Below are 18,892 nucleotides of genomic sequence, written 5' to 3'. Positions count from 1 at the left end.
CCCACTTTCAAAGAACTCCTAAGCAGCTGCAGGATCGGACGTCACGAAATTTACTCGGTCGGGACCTTCCATGCTGGGGTTACGGTCCTTAGCCAGCAAACACGCGCACTAAACCTCGTGTGCGCCATGATCGAATGCGGGTTGGTATTATGCGCACTTCCGGGTAAGGAGCCGCCAAAAAAGCGAAAGCTCGCGATCGTCGGGGGAGGATTTGCCGGTCTCACCTTCGCGGCTGGCTTGATAGCTAAACGAGCTAACGTCGACATCACCATCTTCGAACAACGGGATGTTTTGCTTCCGCTCCAACATGGTAGCGACACTCGTTGGTTGCACCCCCAGATCTACAATTGGCCAGGGCCTGGCAGCGAGGTGACCGCCGCCATGCTGCCGATCATGAACTGGACAGCCGCGAGGGCATCCGACGTCGCGGCTCAACTGCTCTCAGAATGGAAGAACTTTGCAAGCAGGCAAAGCGAGAGAACGAGGCTGTTTTGCAATACGCGTCACTTGCAGATACGGGACGCCGGATCGACCCTCCAGATTGAATGGATCGGTGAAAGGAGAGACCCAAGAGACGGCGGAATTCTCAACGATGCTCAGAAGAGCGCTCTTGGAGCTTCGGAAACGTTTGACTGCATCGTACTCGCGGTTGGTTTTGGAATTGAGCGAGATGATGCAACCTCGTATTGGCGAAATGAGGAATTCGGTCAACCCAGTCTGAACCAACCTCGCAAGACCTATCTTATCTCGGGTCAAGGCGACGGCGCGTTGATCGATCTCCTGAGACTTCGCGTTTCATACTTCCGGCAAGATCGGATTCTGGATCAGCTTTTCTCGCGCAAACAGATCCTGATGAATGTTATCGAGAAGCTTTATTCCCGGCAAAGAGCCAAGCGCCCACCGTCTCTCTTTAACGAGCTTGAAAAGCTCTATCACGCCACCGACCCGAGCGGCACCGAGTTGAACGAGGCATGCAATGACCTTCGGCTAAGACTCCGTAGAGACACTGAAGTAGTGCTTCACATGCGTCAACGTAGCTTCGCTGCGATCTTTGGGCCGGGAACCTCATTTCAAAACCGGCTTTTGGTATATTTGCTGTTCAAGTGTGGAGGCTTCTTCCCAACCGATGTTGCGATACCGCAAATCGTGGCACAACATTCGATACCTGACGACTGCATCGTTATCAGACATGGTACTTATCGCGAGGAGCAGTTTCAGAAAATTTTATCGGGCAAGCTCGTTCAAGAGTTCAACCGACGAACCGCATCAGGCCGAACGTTGTCGCTAACTGATACAGCCAAGTGGTCAGGCGGTTATTTTGGATTTCCCGGCTCATCAAAACAAGCACGACGATTGCCAGACGTTCAGAGGAAGACATGGCGCAAGGAATATCTTCCGAGCCCGACAAATCTGGTGGTCTCCGCTTTGTGCTCCGGAATTGCCGGACTGCTCGTTGAGAGCCATCCCAAGAACCATCGATTGCGAGTGACCGTGCATCGAGCGATTGTGATCCATGGTCAGGAACTGCTTCAGCAAGCTTGCGAGTACCAGGGGCTCTTGCTTGAGGGCGAGCGCGCTGCAGGTAGAACGTTCCCCGCGGATAATGCAACGATAGGTGTCGCCTATAAATGCCGTCAGATCGTTCGATCTAGGAAGCGCGTAAAGAACCTTTCTCTCAGGCAGACCATGCAAAAGCTTCGTCTCAATGACGCCTCTAGTGAGATGCGGCGTGATGTAGGCTTCGTGCTCGCCATTCCGATGATCGAGTCCGGACAAGTCTATACTGCCCCTTCTCCCGTCGTCGGCGTGATCTATGTTGATAGTAATGCTCCCGGATACTATATTGATGATACCAAATTGGCGGCTGTGGTCTCCATCGCGCAGCGTTTTCTGGAAAGCCTAGCAGCACCACGTGTTGAGCAACTTGGACACGTTCGTAATTTTCCTTTGTCTGAGCTAACTAGAAGAAACAAGAGCGCCCCCAAATTACCGACAGCAGCTAGGATAACGTTAGAATTGGCTCCTCTTCTTCCGCCATCTACGAATGTGCCATTTCAGTTGAACTACGATGTCTCCGAATTCGTTCCGACAAGAGGAACGCCGGAAGTTATGTGAGCGCCATGCCCGTACGTCAGTCAACCGATGAACCAGTCTCGAAACTATTTGAGGCCGCTGACAAGCCCGATCATGAGTTGAAGTGCTGGCCTCAGTTCTTCAGCGAAATAGAAGCGGGTCGGAAAAAGCACGATCTGCGGAGGAACGATGATCGCAAGTTCAAGGTCGGCGACAAGATTCTGCTACGCGAGTTCGATCCAAAGCTAAACAATTATACCGGGCGCTCGATGATGGTGCAGGTGACCTACGTAACATCATCTGATCTACCTTGCGCCTTGTCAAAGGACGCATTGCACCCGAATTTCTGTATCTTGAGCATACAGACTTTGTAGTTGGAGAGGCTTCACCAGAATACATTATGCTGGTCCAGACAGAACAGCCGTCCATGGTCACTAGCGTTCTGCATTTCGCAAACGAGCGACGGCCCGGCAAGAAGCGATCCGCCTCGACCTAAAACATGATCTCGGCTTATCCTGCGACGCCCTCCATGCGGGACAACATCTATTCGGCGGCTAGCGCTGGAAGCATGCTTGCCCTAAGGCTATTCACAATTACCACGGCGATTTCGCGAGCAAGAACGGGAGGGACGGCGTTCCCGATCTGACGAAAAGCCGGGTTCATCGTGCCGGCAAAGACAAAGCCATCCGGAAATGATTGCAGCCGAGCCGCTTCTCGAACCGTGATCACCCGCGCCTGGTCGCTGTCGTGGTGGATATGCGTATACGTATCCTTGCCAATATGGGCGGTGAGCGTCCGGACCGGACCGTTCGCCTTCAGCTTCCACCAGCGGTTTGGAAACTTGCCTGGATCGTATGGCGGAACCATCGAATCGCGAAGAGATCGCCACTGCGCGCTCGAAGCGGAGAGACCGCGTCGCCTCGCCGCCGACTGAAATAACTGCATGGCTACTCGATGCGCCGCAGGGTATTCGTCTCCAGGGGCCATGGCTTTGAAAATCCGAGAATCGCGGGGCAAATAGCGCAGGACGTGGTCGTAGATCCCATCTCGCGCTTCGAATCCGGGCCAGGATCGCATCAGGCGGGCATACGAGGAGAGGTTCTCCCACCCCGTCCTGCGATAGTGAACCGCCTCGGTAAAGCGCCGTGCGCCTCGCTTCAGCTTGCCTTCGAGATGAGCGGTGACCGGCGGCAGATCGCCAATCGCTTCGCGGGCGGTTACGGCAGGCTGAAGTCCCTTGTGTCCCGTATCGGGTTCGATGAATGCATACCCCTCTGACGAATTGATCAGCTTCAACGCGACGGCGCGGGTTCCGGCGTATCCTGGAGGAAGATCGCAATAGTTGGTTGCGCGCGGGAAGCGAATAGTTGCGCCAAGTTCCTTCCGATACGCGATCATGTAGACGCGGTCCCGCATCTGCGGAACGCCGTGATGAGCCGCGTTGATCAATGAATACGCCGCCTCATATCCCATATCATCAAGGGCCTCGACGATCTCCTGAACGACGTTGTGGCCACCATAGTTGAGAATGTCGGGCACATTCTCAAAGAGGATCGCAAGCGGCTTCAGCCGATCCACGTAGTGAAGGTAACGCAGATACAGATTGCCTCGCGGATCGATCTTGAACGCGCGCGGATGATCCGCGACTTCCCGCAGTTTTGCCCTGCCGACACGGGCATACGCTTGGCAGGGAGGTCCGCCCACAATGATGTCTATGGCTTCAGCAGTCTTGCCCAGTCCGAATTCCGCGACGAGGTCCTCGGGTTCGAGCGAGGCGACGTCTCGGGGTTTGGCGTGGTGCTCGATAGTCTCCTCCGGCTCGTCCTTGAAGAAGTTGATTGCATGCGAGCGGGCGGCCAGCTCGTCGATCTCGAGCGCCGCGGCAATGTCACAGCCGGCCGCCTGGAATCCAAGGCTCAGGCCGCCGCAGCCCGCGAATAGATCGAGGACCCGCGGACGCGCCTGTGGATTGCTGAGCCGAGCGCATTTGGCGGCGACGGCAAAGGATGATTTCATCGACCAACGATTCCATGACGCGAAACGGGATGCCGCCGCAACTTACCAGGTTCGGCGGATATTGCCAGGCCGTCGCATCAGAAATAGTCGGGGAGAGGCAGTTGGGAGACGCGGGGAAGTCGGTCTCGTTCGACGAGCTTGGAGCGGCCGATCTGCACGTCGATGCCGTCTATCAGAGTGGTCGCTCGGGCAATGCGGGCGATGATCCGTTCCCTCGCCTTCTTCGAGTATCCAACATGGGCGGATTCCGCTACCGCGGAACGCTTGCCGCTCTTGAGATGGTCGTGCTCACCTCATCCATGGCCGATGCCAACTGGCCAGATGAACTCGACCGTGAAACCGGCGTGTTCAACTATTACGGCGACAACAAGCAGCCGGGTCGAGCCCTTCACGCCACGCCTCGGAACGGCAACGAGCTCCTGCGTCGTATCTTTGCCGCAGCGCATGAAGGGGACGCAGGCCGGCGCAGCGTTCCGCCGATCTTCGTGTTTGGGAATACCGGAGAGTGGCGAGATGTGATGTTCCTCGGGCTCGCCGTCCCGGGTACTTCCGAGCAGCAGGTCGCTGAAGACCTGGTCGCGATCTGGCGGACCTCAAATGGTATGCGCTTTCAGAACTACCGCGCACGGTTCACGATCTTGAATGCTCCGCTCATTGAACGGACTTGGATCGAGGAGGTGATCGCTGGCAACCCGTACAGCTCACGCGCGCCGCAGGCTTGGATCGATTGGGTGGACAAGGGCCGATACAGAGCACTCAAATCCACGCGCTCGATTGAACACCGAACCAAGGTTGAGCAACTTCCCGCCAGTGCCGAAGACCTTGCCATCATCCGCGAGGTCCAGCAGTACTTTGAGGGACGGCCCCATGATTTTGAAAAGTGCGCCGCAGCAATCGCTCGGCTCATGTTGCCGGACATAGCGGAGCTCGACTTGACCCGTCCATCGCGCGACGGGGGAAGAGACGCCATCGGCAAGCTGCGCCTAGGCCATGGGATCGCCTCGATCCTCGTCGAGTTCGCGCTGGAAGCGAAGTGCTACGCCCTCGATAACAGCGTGGGAGTGCGGGAGATGTCCCGTCTGATCTCGCGGCTGCGGCATCGACAATTCGGCATGCTGGTCACCACCAGCTACGTCGATCTACAGGCATACCGCGAAATCAAGGAAGATGAGCATCCGATCATCGTGATCTCAGCGGTTGATATTGTTGGCCTTCTGAGGCGACACGGGCATGGAGACGCTACTGCCGTGCGGTCTTGGCTTGAGCGCGAGTTTTCGGCCCCGAGCGTCGAGCACTAGTTGCCGTGCCCGTGCGGGGGGTGGGACGGCTTGGCGGACCGATCTCTCTCGCCAGGCTTCTCCCGAGCGCAGCAAGATCACTCAACTGGCACTCCCAGACGACGACCACGCGCCAACCTGCCTCCTCCAATTCGCGCGTCGTTCGTTGATCCCGCATAATGTTACCTTCGAATTTGCTTCGCCAGAACTCGGGGCGGGTCTTGGGGACGTATGCCAACCCGCAGTCATGGCGATGCCAGAAGCAGCCGTGCACAAAGACGGCGACCTTCCGGCTGCGGAAGACAATGTCGGGCTTTCCTGGAAGCTCTCGGGCGTGGAGCCGATAGCGGTAGCCGAGCGCGTGCAGCAGCCGCCGGACGGTTATCTCGGGGCCGGTATTGCGGCCCCGGATGCGCCCCATGAGGGAGCTGCGCTTCTCCCGGCTCATGATGTCGAACCGAGGACTCTGCTCGCCAACGTCCGCAACCCCTGGTACGTTGGGTTTTCTTTGTTCCCGTGGGGCTTTCCTAGTTTTTTCCCGTGCCAACGCGCGCCGTACCACCATCCGCAGCCGCCCTCGTCGGCTCCCTTCGGGGGGTCGGCTATTCGCTTGAGACCGCGATCGCCGACATTCTCGACAACAGCATAGCTGCTGGCGCGAAGAGTATCGAGATTCAATGGGAATGGAACGAAGGAGAGCCGGTCGGCTGGATTCTGGACGATGGGTCCGGGATGGCTGCTGACCGCCTCGTGGAAGCGATGCGTTTCGGTGGCATCGGCCCGGAGGCCGAACGATCGCCAGAGGACCTTGGCAGATTTGGGCTGGGCCTCAAGACCGCGTCACTTTCCCAGTGCCGGCAGTTGACGGTCGTTTCCAAGACCCGTTCCGGCTTGGCATCATTTACGTGGGACCTGGATCAGCTTCGCAAGAACGGAGGCGGCTGGGACCTGATCGAAGGCGATGCCGGGCTCCCCCGTGAAATCCTCGATGAACTAAAGTCGAATAACTCTGGCACGCTCGTCATCTGGCGCAAGGTTGATTTTGGCCGAACCGCCGATCGGCCGAGCTACGAGTCCTTTCTCGCGGAGCTCCAGCGCGTCGACGCCCACCTGGGCATGGTATTCCATCGCTTTCTCGCCGGGGACGCCCGCGCACTCAAAATCAGCCTCAACGGCAGTCGAGTGAACGCTTGGGACCCATTTCTGGAAAAAGACGAATCGATCATCCTAAATCCGGAACAGCACATCCCTGGCCCCGGAGGCAAGGTCCGTGTCCGCGGCTTCGTCCTACCGCACCGGGACCGCTTTCGCAGCGAGATCGAATTTGAGAAGGCGGGCGGTCCAGACGGTTGGACGGCCCAGCAGGGCTTCTATGTGTACCGGCAAAAGCGCCTCCTCTCGGCGGGAGGATGGCTCGGCCTCGGCGGCAGCCGCGCATGGACCCGCGACGAGACCAGCCGGCTCGCCCGCATCCGGATCGATATTCCAAACACGGCCGACCATGACTGGCGAATCGACGTGCGCAAGGCGATAGCGAGGCCACCGGATGCGATCAGAAAGCCACTCCAGCGAATAGCCGAGGATGTTCGTCGCAAGGCGCGCGAAGTCTTTGTTCATCGCGGGCAGTATGGCAGTCGGCAGAAGGCAACCGGCGTATCGCGGATTTGGCAGGTCAACCCTGAGGGCGCGAAGCGGCGGTACACCGTGCGGCGAGATCACGAACTCGTCCAGATGATCAAAGAGCGCATAGACAAAACCGGTTTCGATCTGCTTGAGGGGCTTCTCGACCTTATCGAGCGAACAGTTCCGGTCGATCGCGTGTGGCTTGATGTGACTGAACGTGGGGGCGTCCCCGACGAGGAGGTCGACAGCTCCGAACTCGTTAGCACCGCGCTCTCGATGGCGAAGATGATGGAGAGAGCGGGCCTGAGCCCAGGCGAAGCTGCGGCACGGCTCTCGACGATGGACCCGTTCGACAAGGTCCAGGACATTGAACAAAAACTAATGCGGAAGTTGGGGGCGAAGCGATGAGTTCGGTTGAGGACGCGATTGGGTCTATGGCCCTCATGATGCTCCGCCAGCGCCATCCCGATACGGCGGTCGGCAGAGAGGAAATTGAAAAGGCAGTGAATGACTGCGCGAAACTCCTCGCGGCGGACATCTCGGCTGAACAGATCGCGACGATCGTGCACGAGCTGGAAACGAGACTGATCGTCAAAGTCGGGCGGCCAACGAAGCTCATTGACGAGCGGGGTCATGTTCCGTGGTATTTCGGGGACCGGAAGGAGGGCCGAAGGTTCTTCAAGCGGTACGGCGACTTCCTGCTCCAGGATCAGGGCTGGCCACCGGCTGCCATCGATGCGATCGACCTTTCAACCGATCTCATCATGGAGCAGATCGAAGATCCCAATCGTGACGGTCCCTGGGATCGTCGGGGACTGGTCGTCGGCCATGTTCAATTCGGCAAAACGGCCAATTACGCGGGACTCGCGAACAAGGCGGCCGATGCCGGCTACAAGCTGATAATTGTGCTTGCGGGCATGCACAACGCACTGCGACAGCAGACCCAGCGTCGCATGGACCGCGACTTTCTTGGCTACAACACCACGCCCGTGAATGGCGGCGGCGGCTTCACGCGGATCGGCGTGGGAGAACTCGACAAGAGCATTCATGCCGAGCATCTCACTACCCAAGTGGCCAACGGCGACTTCAACCGTGCGTTCGCCGACAATCTCGGGATTGGGGTGCAACAGCGGCCGGTCTTGCTGGTCGTAAAGAAGAATGCCCGCATTCTTGAAAATCTGAACAATTGGGTCAGTGAGGTCCTAGCGCCCCGGGGCGACACCGAGGTGCGCCCACTCCTTCTCATCGACGACGAGGCTGATCAAGCCTCGGTCGACACTGGTGAACAGCAATTCGATGGCGACACCCCCGATCCCGAGTATGAGCCGAAGCGAATCAACGGCCAGATACGGAGGCTGCTCTCAGCGTTTTCTCGTTCTGCGTATGTTGCGTACACCGCAACGCCGTTCGCAAATGTCCTTATTCACGACGCCGCAACTACCGACGAGCACGGGGACGATGTGTTTCCTCGCAGCTTTATCATCAACCTTCCCTCGCCATCGAACTACGTCGGACCTGGCCTTCTATTCGGCATCGACGGCAGTGGGAGCGACGCAGCGCAGGAGCCGATAGACGTTACGCGAGACGTTGGTCAGGACGATGAAGGCTGGATAGCTGTCGACCATAAGAAGGGATTTGTGCCATGCTATGACGGCGAGGATCGTATCCCACCTTCTCTCGAAGACGCCATCTTGAGCTTCGTGCTCGCCTGCGCTGCTCGCGCTGCGCGGGGCCAGCGCAACGTCCATAATTCCATGCTGATCCACGTCTCACGCTTCAAGGACGTGCATCAAACAATCTTCCGCCAAGTGGATGAATGGTTTTCGGACCTCAAGCGCAAACTCAAATATGGAGCGAAGAAGAAAGACCCCATTCTGGATCGCTTGCGCGTACTGTGGGAAGAGGATTTTGCACCGACGTCGGCAACGATCAGGACGACGGAAATCGGACAGACGCTTCCCGCAACTGAGTGGGCCGACGTCGAGCGCGAGCTTTCCTACGCCGCCGATAAGATCAGGCCGCAGGTCGTCAACAGTGAAATCCGCGACGCACTCGACTATGATGGGAATGCGGCACAGGGCCTGAATGTCATTGCTATCGGCGGGGACAAGCTCTCACGTGGGCTGACGCTCGAAGGCCTGACGGTCAGCTACTTTCTCCGCGCGTCTAGAATGTATGACAGCCTCATGCAGATGGGACGCTGGTTCGGATATCGACCCGGCTACGTTGATCTCTGTCGAATCTACATGACGCCCGACCTGCGGCTGTGGTTTCGCCATGTAGCTACCGCTGCGGAGGAGCTGCGTGAGCGTCTCGACCACATGGCTATGATCGGGGCCACGCCGGAGCAATACGGTCTCAGAATCCAGTCGCACGACATCTTGCTCGTGACCGCACCTAATAAAATGCGTCATTCGCGGGAGTTTCAGGTCTCGTTTCAGGGCGAGGCGAAGATACAAACTGTCTTTTTCAATGACCAGGTAGCCAACCAACGCAATGCGAGTGCTGTCACTCGCTTTCTGGATCGGATCGGACCGGCAGCCGATCCGAAAAACCAGTCGGGCCTCAAGTCGTTCGAGGGCCGCCGCTTGTGGAAAGGTGTGCTTGGCGCGGAAGTAGCGAACCTTCTTGCATCCCTCGTCTTCCCGGAAGAAGCACGGGACGTGAATGCCGATCGCCTCAGTTCATACATACGCGAGCAATTAGGCGCCGGAGAGCTGACGGATTGGACAGTTGCCGTCCCTAGCGGTAGCGGCGAGCGGCTCACCGTGAACGGGTGGACCTTCACAACCATCGAACGGTCTCCCCTACCACGCGGTGAAGCGTCCGGTCGGTATGTAGTGAAAACCGTACTGTCGCCTCGCGACGAGGCAATCGATCTCGATCAGGAGGAATTTGCTCGTGCGCTGGCGGCAACCAATACAAAGCGCGCGAATGCCGGCAAGGACGAGGCGAGCACCCCTGATGGCCCCGAGATACGAAAGGTCCGCGGCGAAAACCCGAAGCGAGCGCTTCTCCTCTTGTATCCGCTGTCACCGCAGAACGCGAAGCTAGCGGAGGTGGATGTGCCGATCTTCGGAATCGTCGTCAGCTTCCCAGACTCTCGCAGCGGCCGATCCATCCGGTACCGGTTCAATACCGTCGAACAGCGGCTCGAACCAGTATGACATCGATTAAGGACGAGCTCGTCGCGAAATGGGCCCAGGCCGCGCGCGCAGCCCCAAGCGACCGCGAGTGGAGAGCGGTCGCCCTCTCCGTCCCTGCAACGGTACGTTTCCTTGCTGGTATTCGTGAACCTGACGGTCGCGTCGCGCTTCTGATCGAAGCTCCTCTAAACGCGGCGCCAAGCACATTGCTGAGGATTTCGGCGGAAGGCGTCAGTCTCAGCGATCGACGGGACTCGGCTCAAGGACTTCTGCGGGTCGCGGTGGCGCTGGAGCGCGAACCACTGCGCGATGTCTTTGAGGTCCTGGCCGCCGATCTCGTCGAAGTCGTGCGACGGGCCGCGACTCCCGCTCAGGCCGTCGCGCTTGTTGTTTCGCGGCTGGAGGCGTGGCAGGCCTTTCTGCGCTCTGGCCGGCGTGGTCTTTCCAGGGAAGAACAAATCGGTCTGCTGGGTGAACTTACGATGCTGGAGCTTCTGGCGGCCGAGATCGGGTATGACGCGGCTGTCGAAGGCTGGTTCGGTCCCTTGGAAGGCATTCACGACTTCAGTCGATCGGGAATTGGGATAGAGGTTAAGGCGGTAGCTGGCGGTGGAAACCTCGTGCGAATATCGCGCCTAGACCAACTTGATCGGCGGGGCCTCTCGACCCTTCTCATCGCACGTCCACGATTTCAGGAAGCGCCCGGCGGACGCACCGTCCTATTGGCAGTGCGCGATATCCGTAATGCTCTTGATCGATCGGCTGCCGGTGCGAGACTGGCATTTGATGACCGGCTGCTCAGGGCTGGCCTCGTTGAGGTTGATCGCGAAGGATCTCCCTTCGCTTCATTTGTCCTCCAGGACCTCTACGGTTTCGAAGTACGGGAGGAGTTTCCGCGGCTAACCGGGCTATCAGTGCCGCCGGAAGTTGTGGATGCTTCCTATTCCCTGGACGAAAGACTACTAGGCGGATTTCTGATCGGCGTTGATGGTCTAATTCAATTTCTTAGATTGATGGGCGGAACCTCATGAGTGACGAAGCAATTGAAACGTTTGCTTGCGAGCTTGCAGGCGAAATCGAGGAAGCGATCCAGTCGGACGATGGCAGCATCTACAGTGAGAAAGAATTTACCCGCATCGTGCTAGATCGACTCGGTGACGAGGGGGCCATTGAAAACCCTACTCTTCTTTGGCAGGAAGGCAATTTTGGTCGGACAAACTATAAGATAACCGGGTACTCCGTTCCCGATGACGAGGAACGTCTCATACTCGTCACGACCATCCACACTGGGGAACTGCCGCCTCGCGCACTGACGCGAGACGAAATTCTCAGCGCGCTGCAGCAGGCAATGAAATTCTACGAATGCAGCTGCAAGGGGCTTCATACAAAAATCGAGCCATCGAACACTGATGCGAGCGAGCTTGCTCGGTATATCTACGAGGCGCGCGAACAAATCAGCGTGCTTCGGATCGTGCTGCTTTCGGATGGCCTGACCGGCCTCAGATCTATCGATCTCAAGAAGGCATTCGACGGCACGCGCATTCTCGTTGATCTATTCGGCATCGAGCGGCTTCAGCGGATTCTCGGGCAGGGGCTGCGCCGAGACGACATCGTTGTGGATTTCAGCGCTGACTTCGGCGGATCCCTCCCTTGTCTCAAGGCATCTTCCGGGAATGCCGACTACGAGGCCTACCTCGCCTCCATTCCCGGTGCACTGCTGGCCGATGTTTACGAGAAATACGGCACCCGACTGCTCGAATTGAACGTGCGAGCGTTTCTCGGGCTTCGCGGCCGCAAGAGCGTGAATGCGGGTTTGCGAGCGACTATCCGTGATCTTCCTCATCGCTTCCTTGCCTACAATAACGGCATCGTTGCAACTGTTGATGCGATGGAACTAGAGGATCATGGGAACGGGCAGTTTGGCATCAAATCGGTGCGAGGCCTGCAGATAGTCAATGGCGGTCAGACCACCGCCAGCTTGCATCGCGCCAAGCGGCAGGACGGGGCTGACCTTGATGCAATCTCGGTGCCGGCCAAAGTAATCTGCGTGGGCGGCGGCGCGGACCTGGATGAAATGGTCGCTGCGGTCTCGAAATCAGCCAACAGTCAAAACACTGTTCAGCCTGCAGACTTTTCAGCGAATGATCCCTTCCACGTCGCTGTTGATAAGCTTGCCAGCAATACTTGGCTGCCCGACGGCAAAGGACGCTGGTTCTACGAACGCGCTCGCGGCAGCTACGGCGCGGCAGAGCTGAAGGCGTCATTCGCCGCCGCGCAGAAGCGGCGATTTGCACAAGAAACGCCGAAAGAGCGCAGGTTCTCCAAGACCGATCTAGCAAAGTACCTGAATGCCTGGGCGGGTCAGGCACATCAAGTGAGCTTCGGCAATCAGAAGAACTTCCAATTCTTTATGCAGGGCCTGAAGGACGAGCATCCAGATGGTTTTGAGCCGGATACCACGTGGTACAAGGATTTCATTGCGAAGGCCATTCTCTTCAGGGCCACTCAATCGATCGTCAGGACAAAGAAATTTGCAGCCTTTCAGGCGAACATTATCGCATACACAGTCGCTAGCCTTTCATGGTCGACCGGGGGCCGCCTCGACCTGGAGATGATTTGGACACAGCAGGCGATCTCATCCGAGCTTCATAAACTCCTTGAGGGCTGGGTGGGGAAGATCGATAAGGCCCTTCGGAAAACAGCCGGTAACCGCATGGTGAGCGAGTGGGCAAAGAGGGTTGAGTGCCGCGATGCTCTTCGTGAATTGTCTTTTGACCTACCGGAAAAGCTTCCGCCCGAACTCAATCAGGCAAGAGCAGGCGTTCGAACGCTCAGCCGCTCCAGAACCCGAAGCAGCGAGCTTAGGCCCTGAAACTCAGTACCATTGCTTCGACCATGGCAAGATCAGCGCGGCACGCGCTATCTTTTGCTAGCTAACCTTGCTCAAGGAGAGGAAAGTACAGTCTGACGCCTGCGCTCTCCTGTTCGGCAAAGAACCCAAGACCGTACTTGCTGCGCGGGTTGGGAAGCACGAATAAGCTCGCTGCTTCCGGCGCAAGCGCGTTGACTACATACAAAATTCGATAATGTGTTCTGCCTTCTGCACGGCAATTCTCGGCCCACGCGATTTCGCTCGAACCTAGTTCGATCATCTGGCGTGGCTGCGGCCCAAGCCCAGCGGTTGCCTTGACTTCAAAGTACCAAAAGTGTTTGCCATTCTGAACTTCGAAATCGTAGCCCAACGAATCATCGCCTGCACCACCAAAGACGTGAGTTCTATAAAGTGATCGCCAGCAAGCTTCATCAATGATCCGCTTCTTTCCGAAACGGGTTTTCAACCAGCTGAAAGCTATCATCTCGCCAAAAAAACCAACAAGGGCCCGCTCCTCCTCGGGCATTCGCTTTGACGGACGTGAAGAACCTCCACCGCCGCTACCGCCGCGGCCAGTTCGGAGCAAAATCTTGCCGCCTTTTTGCTGAATGCGATTTGGCGTTTGTTGCAGAGCTACGTTACTTTGAGCCAGCTCAGTAATCTTGTCGGCGAGTGCTCCGTAACTGTCATTCCCAATGAAAAACGTTCCCCCAGAATATTTGACTTGCTTCCGGTTCGACGAAGCCTCGGTTCGCGCTCTAGCATCCGCAGCAAGCACCGCAGACTTGTCTGCGTCGGTGATCCCGAGATCCTGGTCGGCAAGAGATCTCTTCCAATTCGCAGGCCAGAAGCCGGCTTTCGCGAGCCAATCCAGACAAGCTCCCTGATCGAGGCGATCAAAATCGATCCACCCTCTGGCCATAGACGCCTCAATTATCGTGCGCTCGGCATCGACTTCATTGGACCAGGTGCTTTTGATCGTTTCGTTGCCTCCTTTCTTTGCCAGCACTGCTATTCGAGCGATGGGTATGAGCGCACGTAAGGTCCTTAGGTTGACCTCGCGAACACTCTCCAAGGATTCTTTAGTCGTCGGCAGCGACGCGACGCTGCGAACGCCACGGTCCATCATCCATTGCGTCAACCATTGGTCGAGGATGTTTTGTGGAAGTGAAATGAACTTAAGGCCAAACCGTAGGGGCAGACGCGGCCAATCCGAATCGCGCGCATTTATATAAGGGTCCAAATCCGCGCCACTTGCAAAAAGCGGTCTGTAAGATGCCCTGATGCTCTCTCTAATCAGGGGGGATTTGCGCGACAGGAACGCCGCCAATGTAGCCTCGTGCTCTGCCGTCAAGTCGATGACGGAATACGGCGGCCCGAGGGCCAACAGGACGTTGTTTAGTTCTTCAAGGTCGGCATTAAGGGTGATTGCGAGCCCGACGAGGCTTGGACTTTCGCGGCAACGCTGAAATAGCTCATTGGGAGACATAGGGAGCATAGCTCTCACGTCATCCAACACAGTAAGGATATCGTCGTCTGTTGCCAAATCCGCGCCCGGAACCAACCGAAGCGCGGGAGCTTCTCCTGCGTACATCTGAACAAACGGACGCAATAGCTTCGCGTTTTCGGCGATTATTGTGCGAGACGTCCCTAATACTCCAATAATTTCGTGAACTGAAACATTTAGGGCGCGCGCGTAATCGTTTGCCGTCGGCGTTGAGCCGCTTGAGAGTAGTGTGGCAGCCAGTGCGAGAAGAGGCTCGCCAATGTTTTTGCGGCTCCCCACCGCCTCGCCAAGCGCCTCGGAAATGCCGATCATAAGCTGCGGAGAGACACGAAGCGCCTGTGAAACGAGAATTGTTGACGTCTCCGACGAACGCAGGACAACAGCACGCTCATCGAACATTTGTACGACTTCGAGATGATCGCCGAATCTGAAAGATAGATTATTCAACAACCGTATTCGCAATGTCGATAAGCGCTGCAACGCCTCTTCAAATCCGCCGCGATAGAAACTACAACGATAGCGCAGCGCCAAGATCAGAAAATCCCTGACACCTTGTATTTCCTCCTCAAGTAAGCGGTCGTCAGGATCAAAAATGATTTTCGCGCCATCAGACTCGTAGTGCGCTACTATGCGGGATGCTCGTTCGATATGAGGGAAATGTCGACCAAGATATCTTACAAACTCATTTGCGATACCGAACGGGGGTTCAACAGTAATTATTTCAGGCACGGCTCGCGTCATCGCAGCCACTATTTGCCGATCATCTCCGTCCGCCACCAAAATTCTGCATTTCGCTGCATCTGCTGATGAGATGGCGACGATGGATGCTCCTCGACGTCCTATGAGCTTGAAATTCTCGGGCGGGTCCGCGCGCAGCCATACGTGCGGCCAAGTCTCCTGAGCCGCAGCTAAGATTCGCTCGGCAGTCTGCGGATCGACCCCTGATGCTACCGCGTTACCCGCAGCGACCAGGAACGGCCAAGCAGAACTTGAGCTGCCATACTGCTGCAGCCCCTCTATCTGGAGAGTGGCGAGCGCGCTCTCACAACGTGTTAATAGCGATCGAAAATCCCAATCCACGATTGAAATGCAGGGTGGGGGAGTTCCGCCGTCCGAGGCCGGAAGCCAAGCGTTTGATATTTTCTCAAATCCCCCCTTGGCGACTGGTATCCATGCGATGCCTCGGACGAAAGCAGCAATGGGTGAAGGAAAGCTCTTTCGATTTGGCGCATGGCTGTGCTGTGGTCGATACACAGTCATCTCTAAAAGAGATGGCTGCACCTCTAGCATTCGCACGATTTGGCGCGCGAACAGTTTTCTGGCCGCTGATGTCAGCGCTGCAAAGTCTCGCTGGCCAGGCAACCTATATGCTTCATTAGCCGTGTAGTGTGTAAACGGGTTCGGTAGGCTTGCCGCACCAGCCAATAGCACCTTCCAGACTTCGGTCTGCTCGTCACCTATTGGAACGCTTTGGGCAAAACTCCAGGCTAAATAGCTTGGTTGGCCGCGGGGCTGGGGCCCAGCAAAGGCCGATAAAGGCTTGAGGTGATCAGATACACCCGCCTTTTTAAGAAAGTTGACCCACCCTTCCACGTCGCCGGGGCTTACTTGCCATTCGCGGTAAGGTCGAAGGAGCTTAGAACTTTGCTCGTCCAACTCCTGCGACTGGCCGGCGGATTCTTCGAAGAGCTGCTGAAGTTCACCTCCATTAGTTCCTCGCCACGCCCCGAAGTAGGCCTCACTGGCGCGACTCCAGCCGCTGATGGTCGGCACGAGCAAATTCAGCTCCTCGATCGTCGACGACGAACTATCGTCCTCGCTTACGATTCGCTTGATCGTACTGAGTGCGCTCCACCGCAAGGCTTCCGCATTCACAGCCCCTCCGGGGTCCGCAACGGCGCCCGAAAGCAAGCGTAGTATCTCGCGGGTTTCATAGTCGCGGATAAGTCCGTTAGAGAGCAAGAAACGCCGAGCGGCGCTTGCGCCTTCCCGCGCTATCTCTAATTCACTGTGCACGAAGGTTAAGCGCCGCTGAACAGCAAAGGGTAGCGATTCGACAACCAAAGAGCTGGATCCTTGGCCCGCTCGAAGCGGTGGCAAGAATACTGCGCTTAAGCGAGTCCCCCGCCGGCCACGGGCCTGAGTTTGCGCACTGGTGTGCTCAATGTCTTCGCGGCTTGTGAGCAACAACCGGCGGTCGGCAAGCAGAGCAGGATTATTCCGGAACAGATTGGCTAGGGAATTGTAGAATTCGTTCCACTTGGCGAGGGGAGCCTCCGAGTGCAGGAGGTCTGCAGCAACGGCTTCCGCGACCTGTGCTTTTTCCTCGCCGGTTAGCACCTCGGTAGTGGAAAAGTTTACAAAACGGGCAAGGCGCTTTGGTCCAATTTCGAGGTCGAAGACAGGAAATGGTGCAACCTTTGCCGCATATATATGAGTGATGAACTTGTCTCCGTCCCACAATTTCGTCTGAGTGAGAGCAGCCCAGTGAATATCCTGAATATGACTAAGAGCTGGAATTAGAGCCTCGTTCGAAACCTCTAACGCTTCCCTGATCTTTGCACGTTCATCACCGTGCCAAAACAATAGATCAGCCACAGCGCGTTTTGCGAGCGCCACTGGCAGGACATTCTTTACTGCGCGGGCTCCCTCAATTGCCAAGTCGCGGGAAGCGGTCAGGAACATTTCATTGAGCCCCACGCCGGGCTGTAACCTAAGCCGATCGATGCTTGAATAGAAGGGTGCATCGAGATGACCGTCAAACGGCGCCTTGGCTTCAAAGCCCATCGGTAGAAAATTGTATAACCGTCCCTGCAATGGTTCACCGTCTGCAGCGACTGCAAGAGACACGACCGCGTCGCCCTTCCACGCCAGCCATGTATCTGGCAAGCGTTCGGCCGCGACGTCTGCGTCAATTGCGGTCAACACATGTGCATGAGGGATCTTGCGCTCAGCTACAATGAACTTGCTTGTCCCGCATTGGACTTCCAGCAAGCGAAAGTCTTCGCGCTCCTGAAGCACATTGCAGACCCGCGTCAAAATCAGCGGTTCTTTAGATATGTTTGGTGATTCAATGACGAACTCAGCAATCCTGGACAAGAAGAGCTGAATAGGTGGATCACCTTGCGCTAGCTGCGCGATTTGCTGCTCGACAGCTCCTAACGACACCGAATTCTTCAGGGGTAAGCGAACCGCAGTCGCAAATCCCTCTCCGGCAAGCCGCTCAATCGCGGCCGGACATTCTTCACACGGAGAAGCTAGATAAACGCGCGGCATATTGGCGGCTACAGCTCGCGCATGCTCACCCAAGCCCTCCGAGATGAGGAAATCCGCGATGTCCTCATCGCTGGCAAAGCGGAAACAGTAGCCGTCGAATCCACGCCCCACCGAGCCCGGCATCCGTGAATAGATTTCCGGGAACGAGCTAACTTGGAAAACGCTTAGAAAGCCGACTCCCTTGTTTCCAATGGCCTCGTTTACACCTTTGGTAGTTAGTGTCGGGCTACACAGCGCGTTGAAGTTCTTGGCCGAAAACCCGATGCCATCGTTTGCGACCGTCAATGAGCCAAACGGTCCATCCTTTACGTCGAGGATAATCTTTATCCGCCCCAGCGTGTCAGATGACTCGTGCGCGTCATGAGCATTCTGGAGCAATTCGAGAACTACTCGGTCGCGATAGCTGTCTGAAACACGCTCGCACATCCCCTTGAGATCTGGATAAACACGCTGATCGCGATCTGACAGATAGTGCTCGATGCGACGTAGCGTTGCACGACGGATGTACTCAGCTGCAGTCAGAACTTGACCGACTTCAACAAGTGTATTCAACCCACCCCCCCCGTATTGGCCCTTTGGTTTAGAGGCTTGCTTTGCTCGTCACCAGATCCGTTTTGCGGCTTGCGTGCCTATCCACTCAAGTGGCGATCAATCCATGTTGGCAATACTTTTGCCTATGATAAACCGTAGGGCATGGGCGCTCCCCCCGAAGCGCATCAACGAGCTCTAAAGTTGGCGACCTGTGCCCAACAGAGCTTGCACAATCTTCAGTTGAACGTCTAGCCGGCTCATCTGCCAATCAAAAACACTTAGTTGACCCGCGGCCTGGGTATCGGTCTAGACTCGGCCACGCCTTAAGGCGGCTGCAGCGACGCGCCACGTGCCCCTCTTTGTTTTTGTCGGTCGCTTCAGACTCGAACACAGGTGCAGGCTGAACCGGCGTGACTTGTCTTCGACTTGTTGGTGGCGCTTTTCCTGCGCTGCTGTCGCACACGAGACCTGCTGACCGCCTTCGTGCGCTGGCATTCCGGCATATTTATCATTTGGCCTTAGCGCTCACGCTCTGTTCCCAGAACCTTGCAAATTGCCCAAGCTCGCGCAT

At 56.9% G+C, this 18,892-nt stretch carries 10 protein-coding genes; 7 read left to right on the top strand and 3 right to left on the bottom strand.

Features of this window, described 5'->3' with window-relative positions; translation table 11 throughout:
• Positions 1–126: 126 nt before the first annotated feature.
• Both XH96_RS03195 and XH96_RS03190 read left to right on the top strand, forming a co-directional pair.
• Positions 127–2,115, top strand: a complete 1,989-nt coding sequence (locus tag XH96_RS03195) for an FAD/NAD(P)-binding protein (RefSeq protein ID WP_194391017.1) — start codon at positions 127–129, stop codon at positions 2,113–2,115.
• Between the two features lie 5 nt (positions 2,116–2,120).
• The gene (locus tag XH96_RS03190) at positions 2,121–2,447 is read left to right on the top strand and encodes a DUF3850 domain-containing protein (RefSeq protein WP_246790234.1); all 327 of its coding nucleotides are present in this window, start codon (positions 2,121–2,123) and stop codon (positions 2,445–2,447) included.
• A gap of 169 nt (positions 2,448–2,616) precedes the next feature.
• Here XH96_RS03190 and XH96_RS03185 read toward each other — a convergent pair whose 3' ends face one another.
• Entirely contained in the window at positions 2,617–4,089 is a 1,473-nt protein-coding gene (locus XH96_RS03185; protein WP_194391015.1) for a DNA cytosine methyltransferase, read from the bottom strand.
• On the opposite strand from XH96_RS03185, the gene XH96_RS03180 reads away from it, so the two are divergent.
• Positions 4,080–5,387: a restriction endonuclease gene (locus tag XH96_RS03180; RefSeq protein ID WP_210337843.1), complete on the top strand. Its 1,308-nt coding sequence runs from the start codon at positions 4,080–4,082 to the stop codon at positions 5,385–5,387. The genes XH96_RS03185 and XH96_RS03180 overlap by 10 nt on opposite strands.
• Here XH96_RS03180 and XH96_RS03175 read toward each other — a convergent pair.
• Positions 5,329–5,787, bottom strand: a complete 459-nt coding sequence (locus tag XH96_RS03175; protein WP_246790232.1) for a very short patch repair endonuclease — start codon at positions 5,785–5,787, stop codon at positions 5,329–5,331. The two genes, XH96_RS03180 and XH96_RS03175, sit on opposite strands and share 59 nt — an antisense overlap.
• 119 nt (positions 5,788–5,906) lie before the next feature.
• Between XH96_RS03175 and XH96_RS03170 the strand changes: the two genes are divergently transcribed.
• From XH96_RS03170 to XH96_RS03155, 4 genes are read left to right on the top strand one after another with little or no spacing between them, the layout of a single operon-like run.
• The gene (locus tag XH96_RS03170) at positions 5,907–7,397 is read left to right on the top strand and encodes an ATP-binding protein (protein ID WP_194391013.1); all 1,491 of its coding nucleotides are present in this window, start codon (positions 5,907–5,909) and stop codon (positions 7,395–7,397) included.
• Positions 7,394–10,156: a Z1 domain-containing protein gene (locus XH96_RS03165; RefSeq protein ID WP_194391012.1), complete on the top strand. Its 2,763-nt coding sequence runs from the start codon at positions 7,394–7,396 to the stop codon at positions 10,154–10,156. The genes XH96_RS03170 and XH96_RS03165 overlap by 4 nt, the downstream gene beginning before the upstream one ends.
• Positions 10,153–11,166, top strand: a complete 1,014-nt coding sequence (locus XH96_RS03160; RefSeq protein WP_194391011.1) for a PD-(D/E)XK motif protein — start codon at positions 10,153–10,155, stop codon at positions 11,164–11,166. The genes XH96_RS03165 and XH96_RS03160 overlap by 4 nt, the downstream gene beginning before the upstream one ends.
• Positions 11,163–13,007 (top strand): AIPR family protein, encoded by a 1,845-nt coding sequence (locus XH96_RS03155; protein ID WP_194391010.1) that lies wholly within the window; start codon positions 11,163–11,165, stop codon positions 13,005–13,007. Before XH96_RS03160 ends, XH96_RS03155 begins: the two co-directional genes overlap by 4 nt.
• Positions 13,008–13,068: 61 nt before the next feature.
• On the opposite strand, the gene XH96_RS03150 is transcribed toward XH96_RS03155, so the two are convergent.
• Positions 13,069–18,342 carry an ATP-binding protein gene (locus tag XH96_RS03150; RefSeq protein ID WP_194391009.1) on the bottom strand — a complete coding sequence of 1,758 codons (5,274 nt, stop codon included), beginning with the start codon at positions 18,340–18,342 and terminating at the stop codon, positions 13,069–13,071.
• Positions 18,343–18,892 lie beyond the last annotated feature (550 nt).

The organism is Bradyrhizobium sp. CCBAU 51765 (assembly GCF_015291725.1).
Taxonomy (GTDB): Bacteria; Pseudomonadota; Alphaproteobacteria; order Rhizobiales; family Xanthobacteraceae; genus Bradyrhizobium; species Bradyrhizobium liaoningense.
Note: the sequence above shows the minus strand (reverse complement) of the source record. Positions and strands in the feature narration are given on the sequence as shown.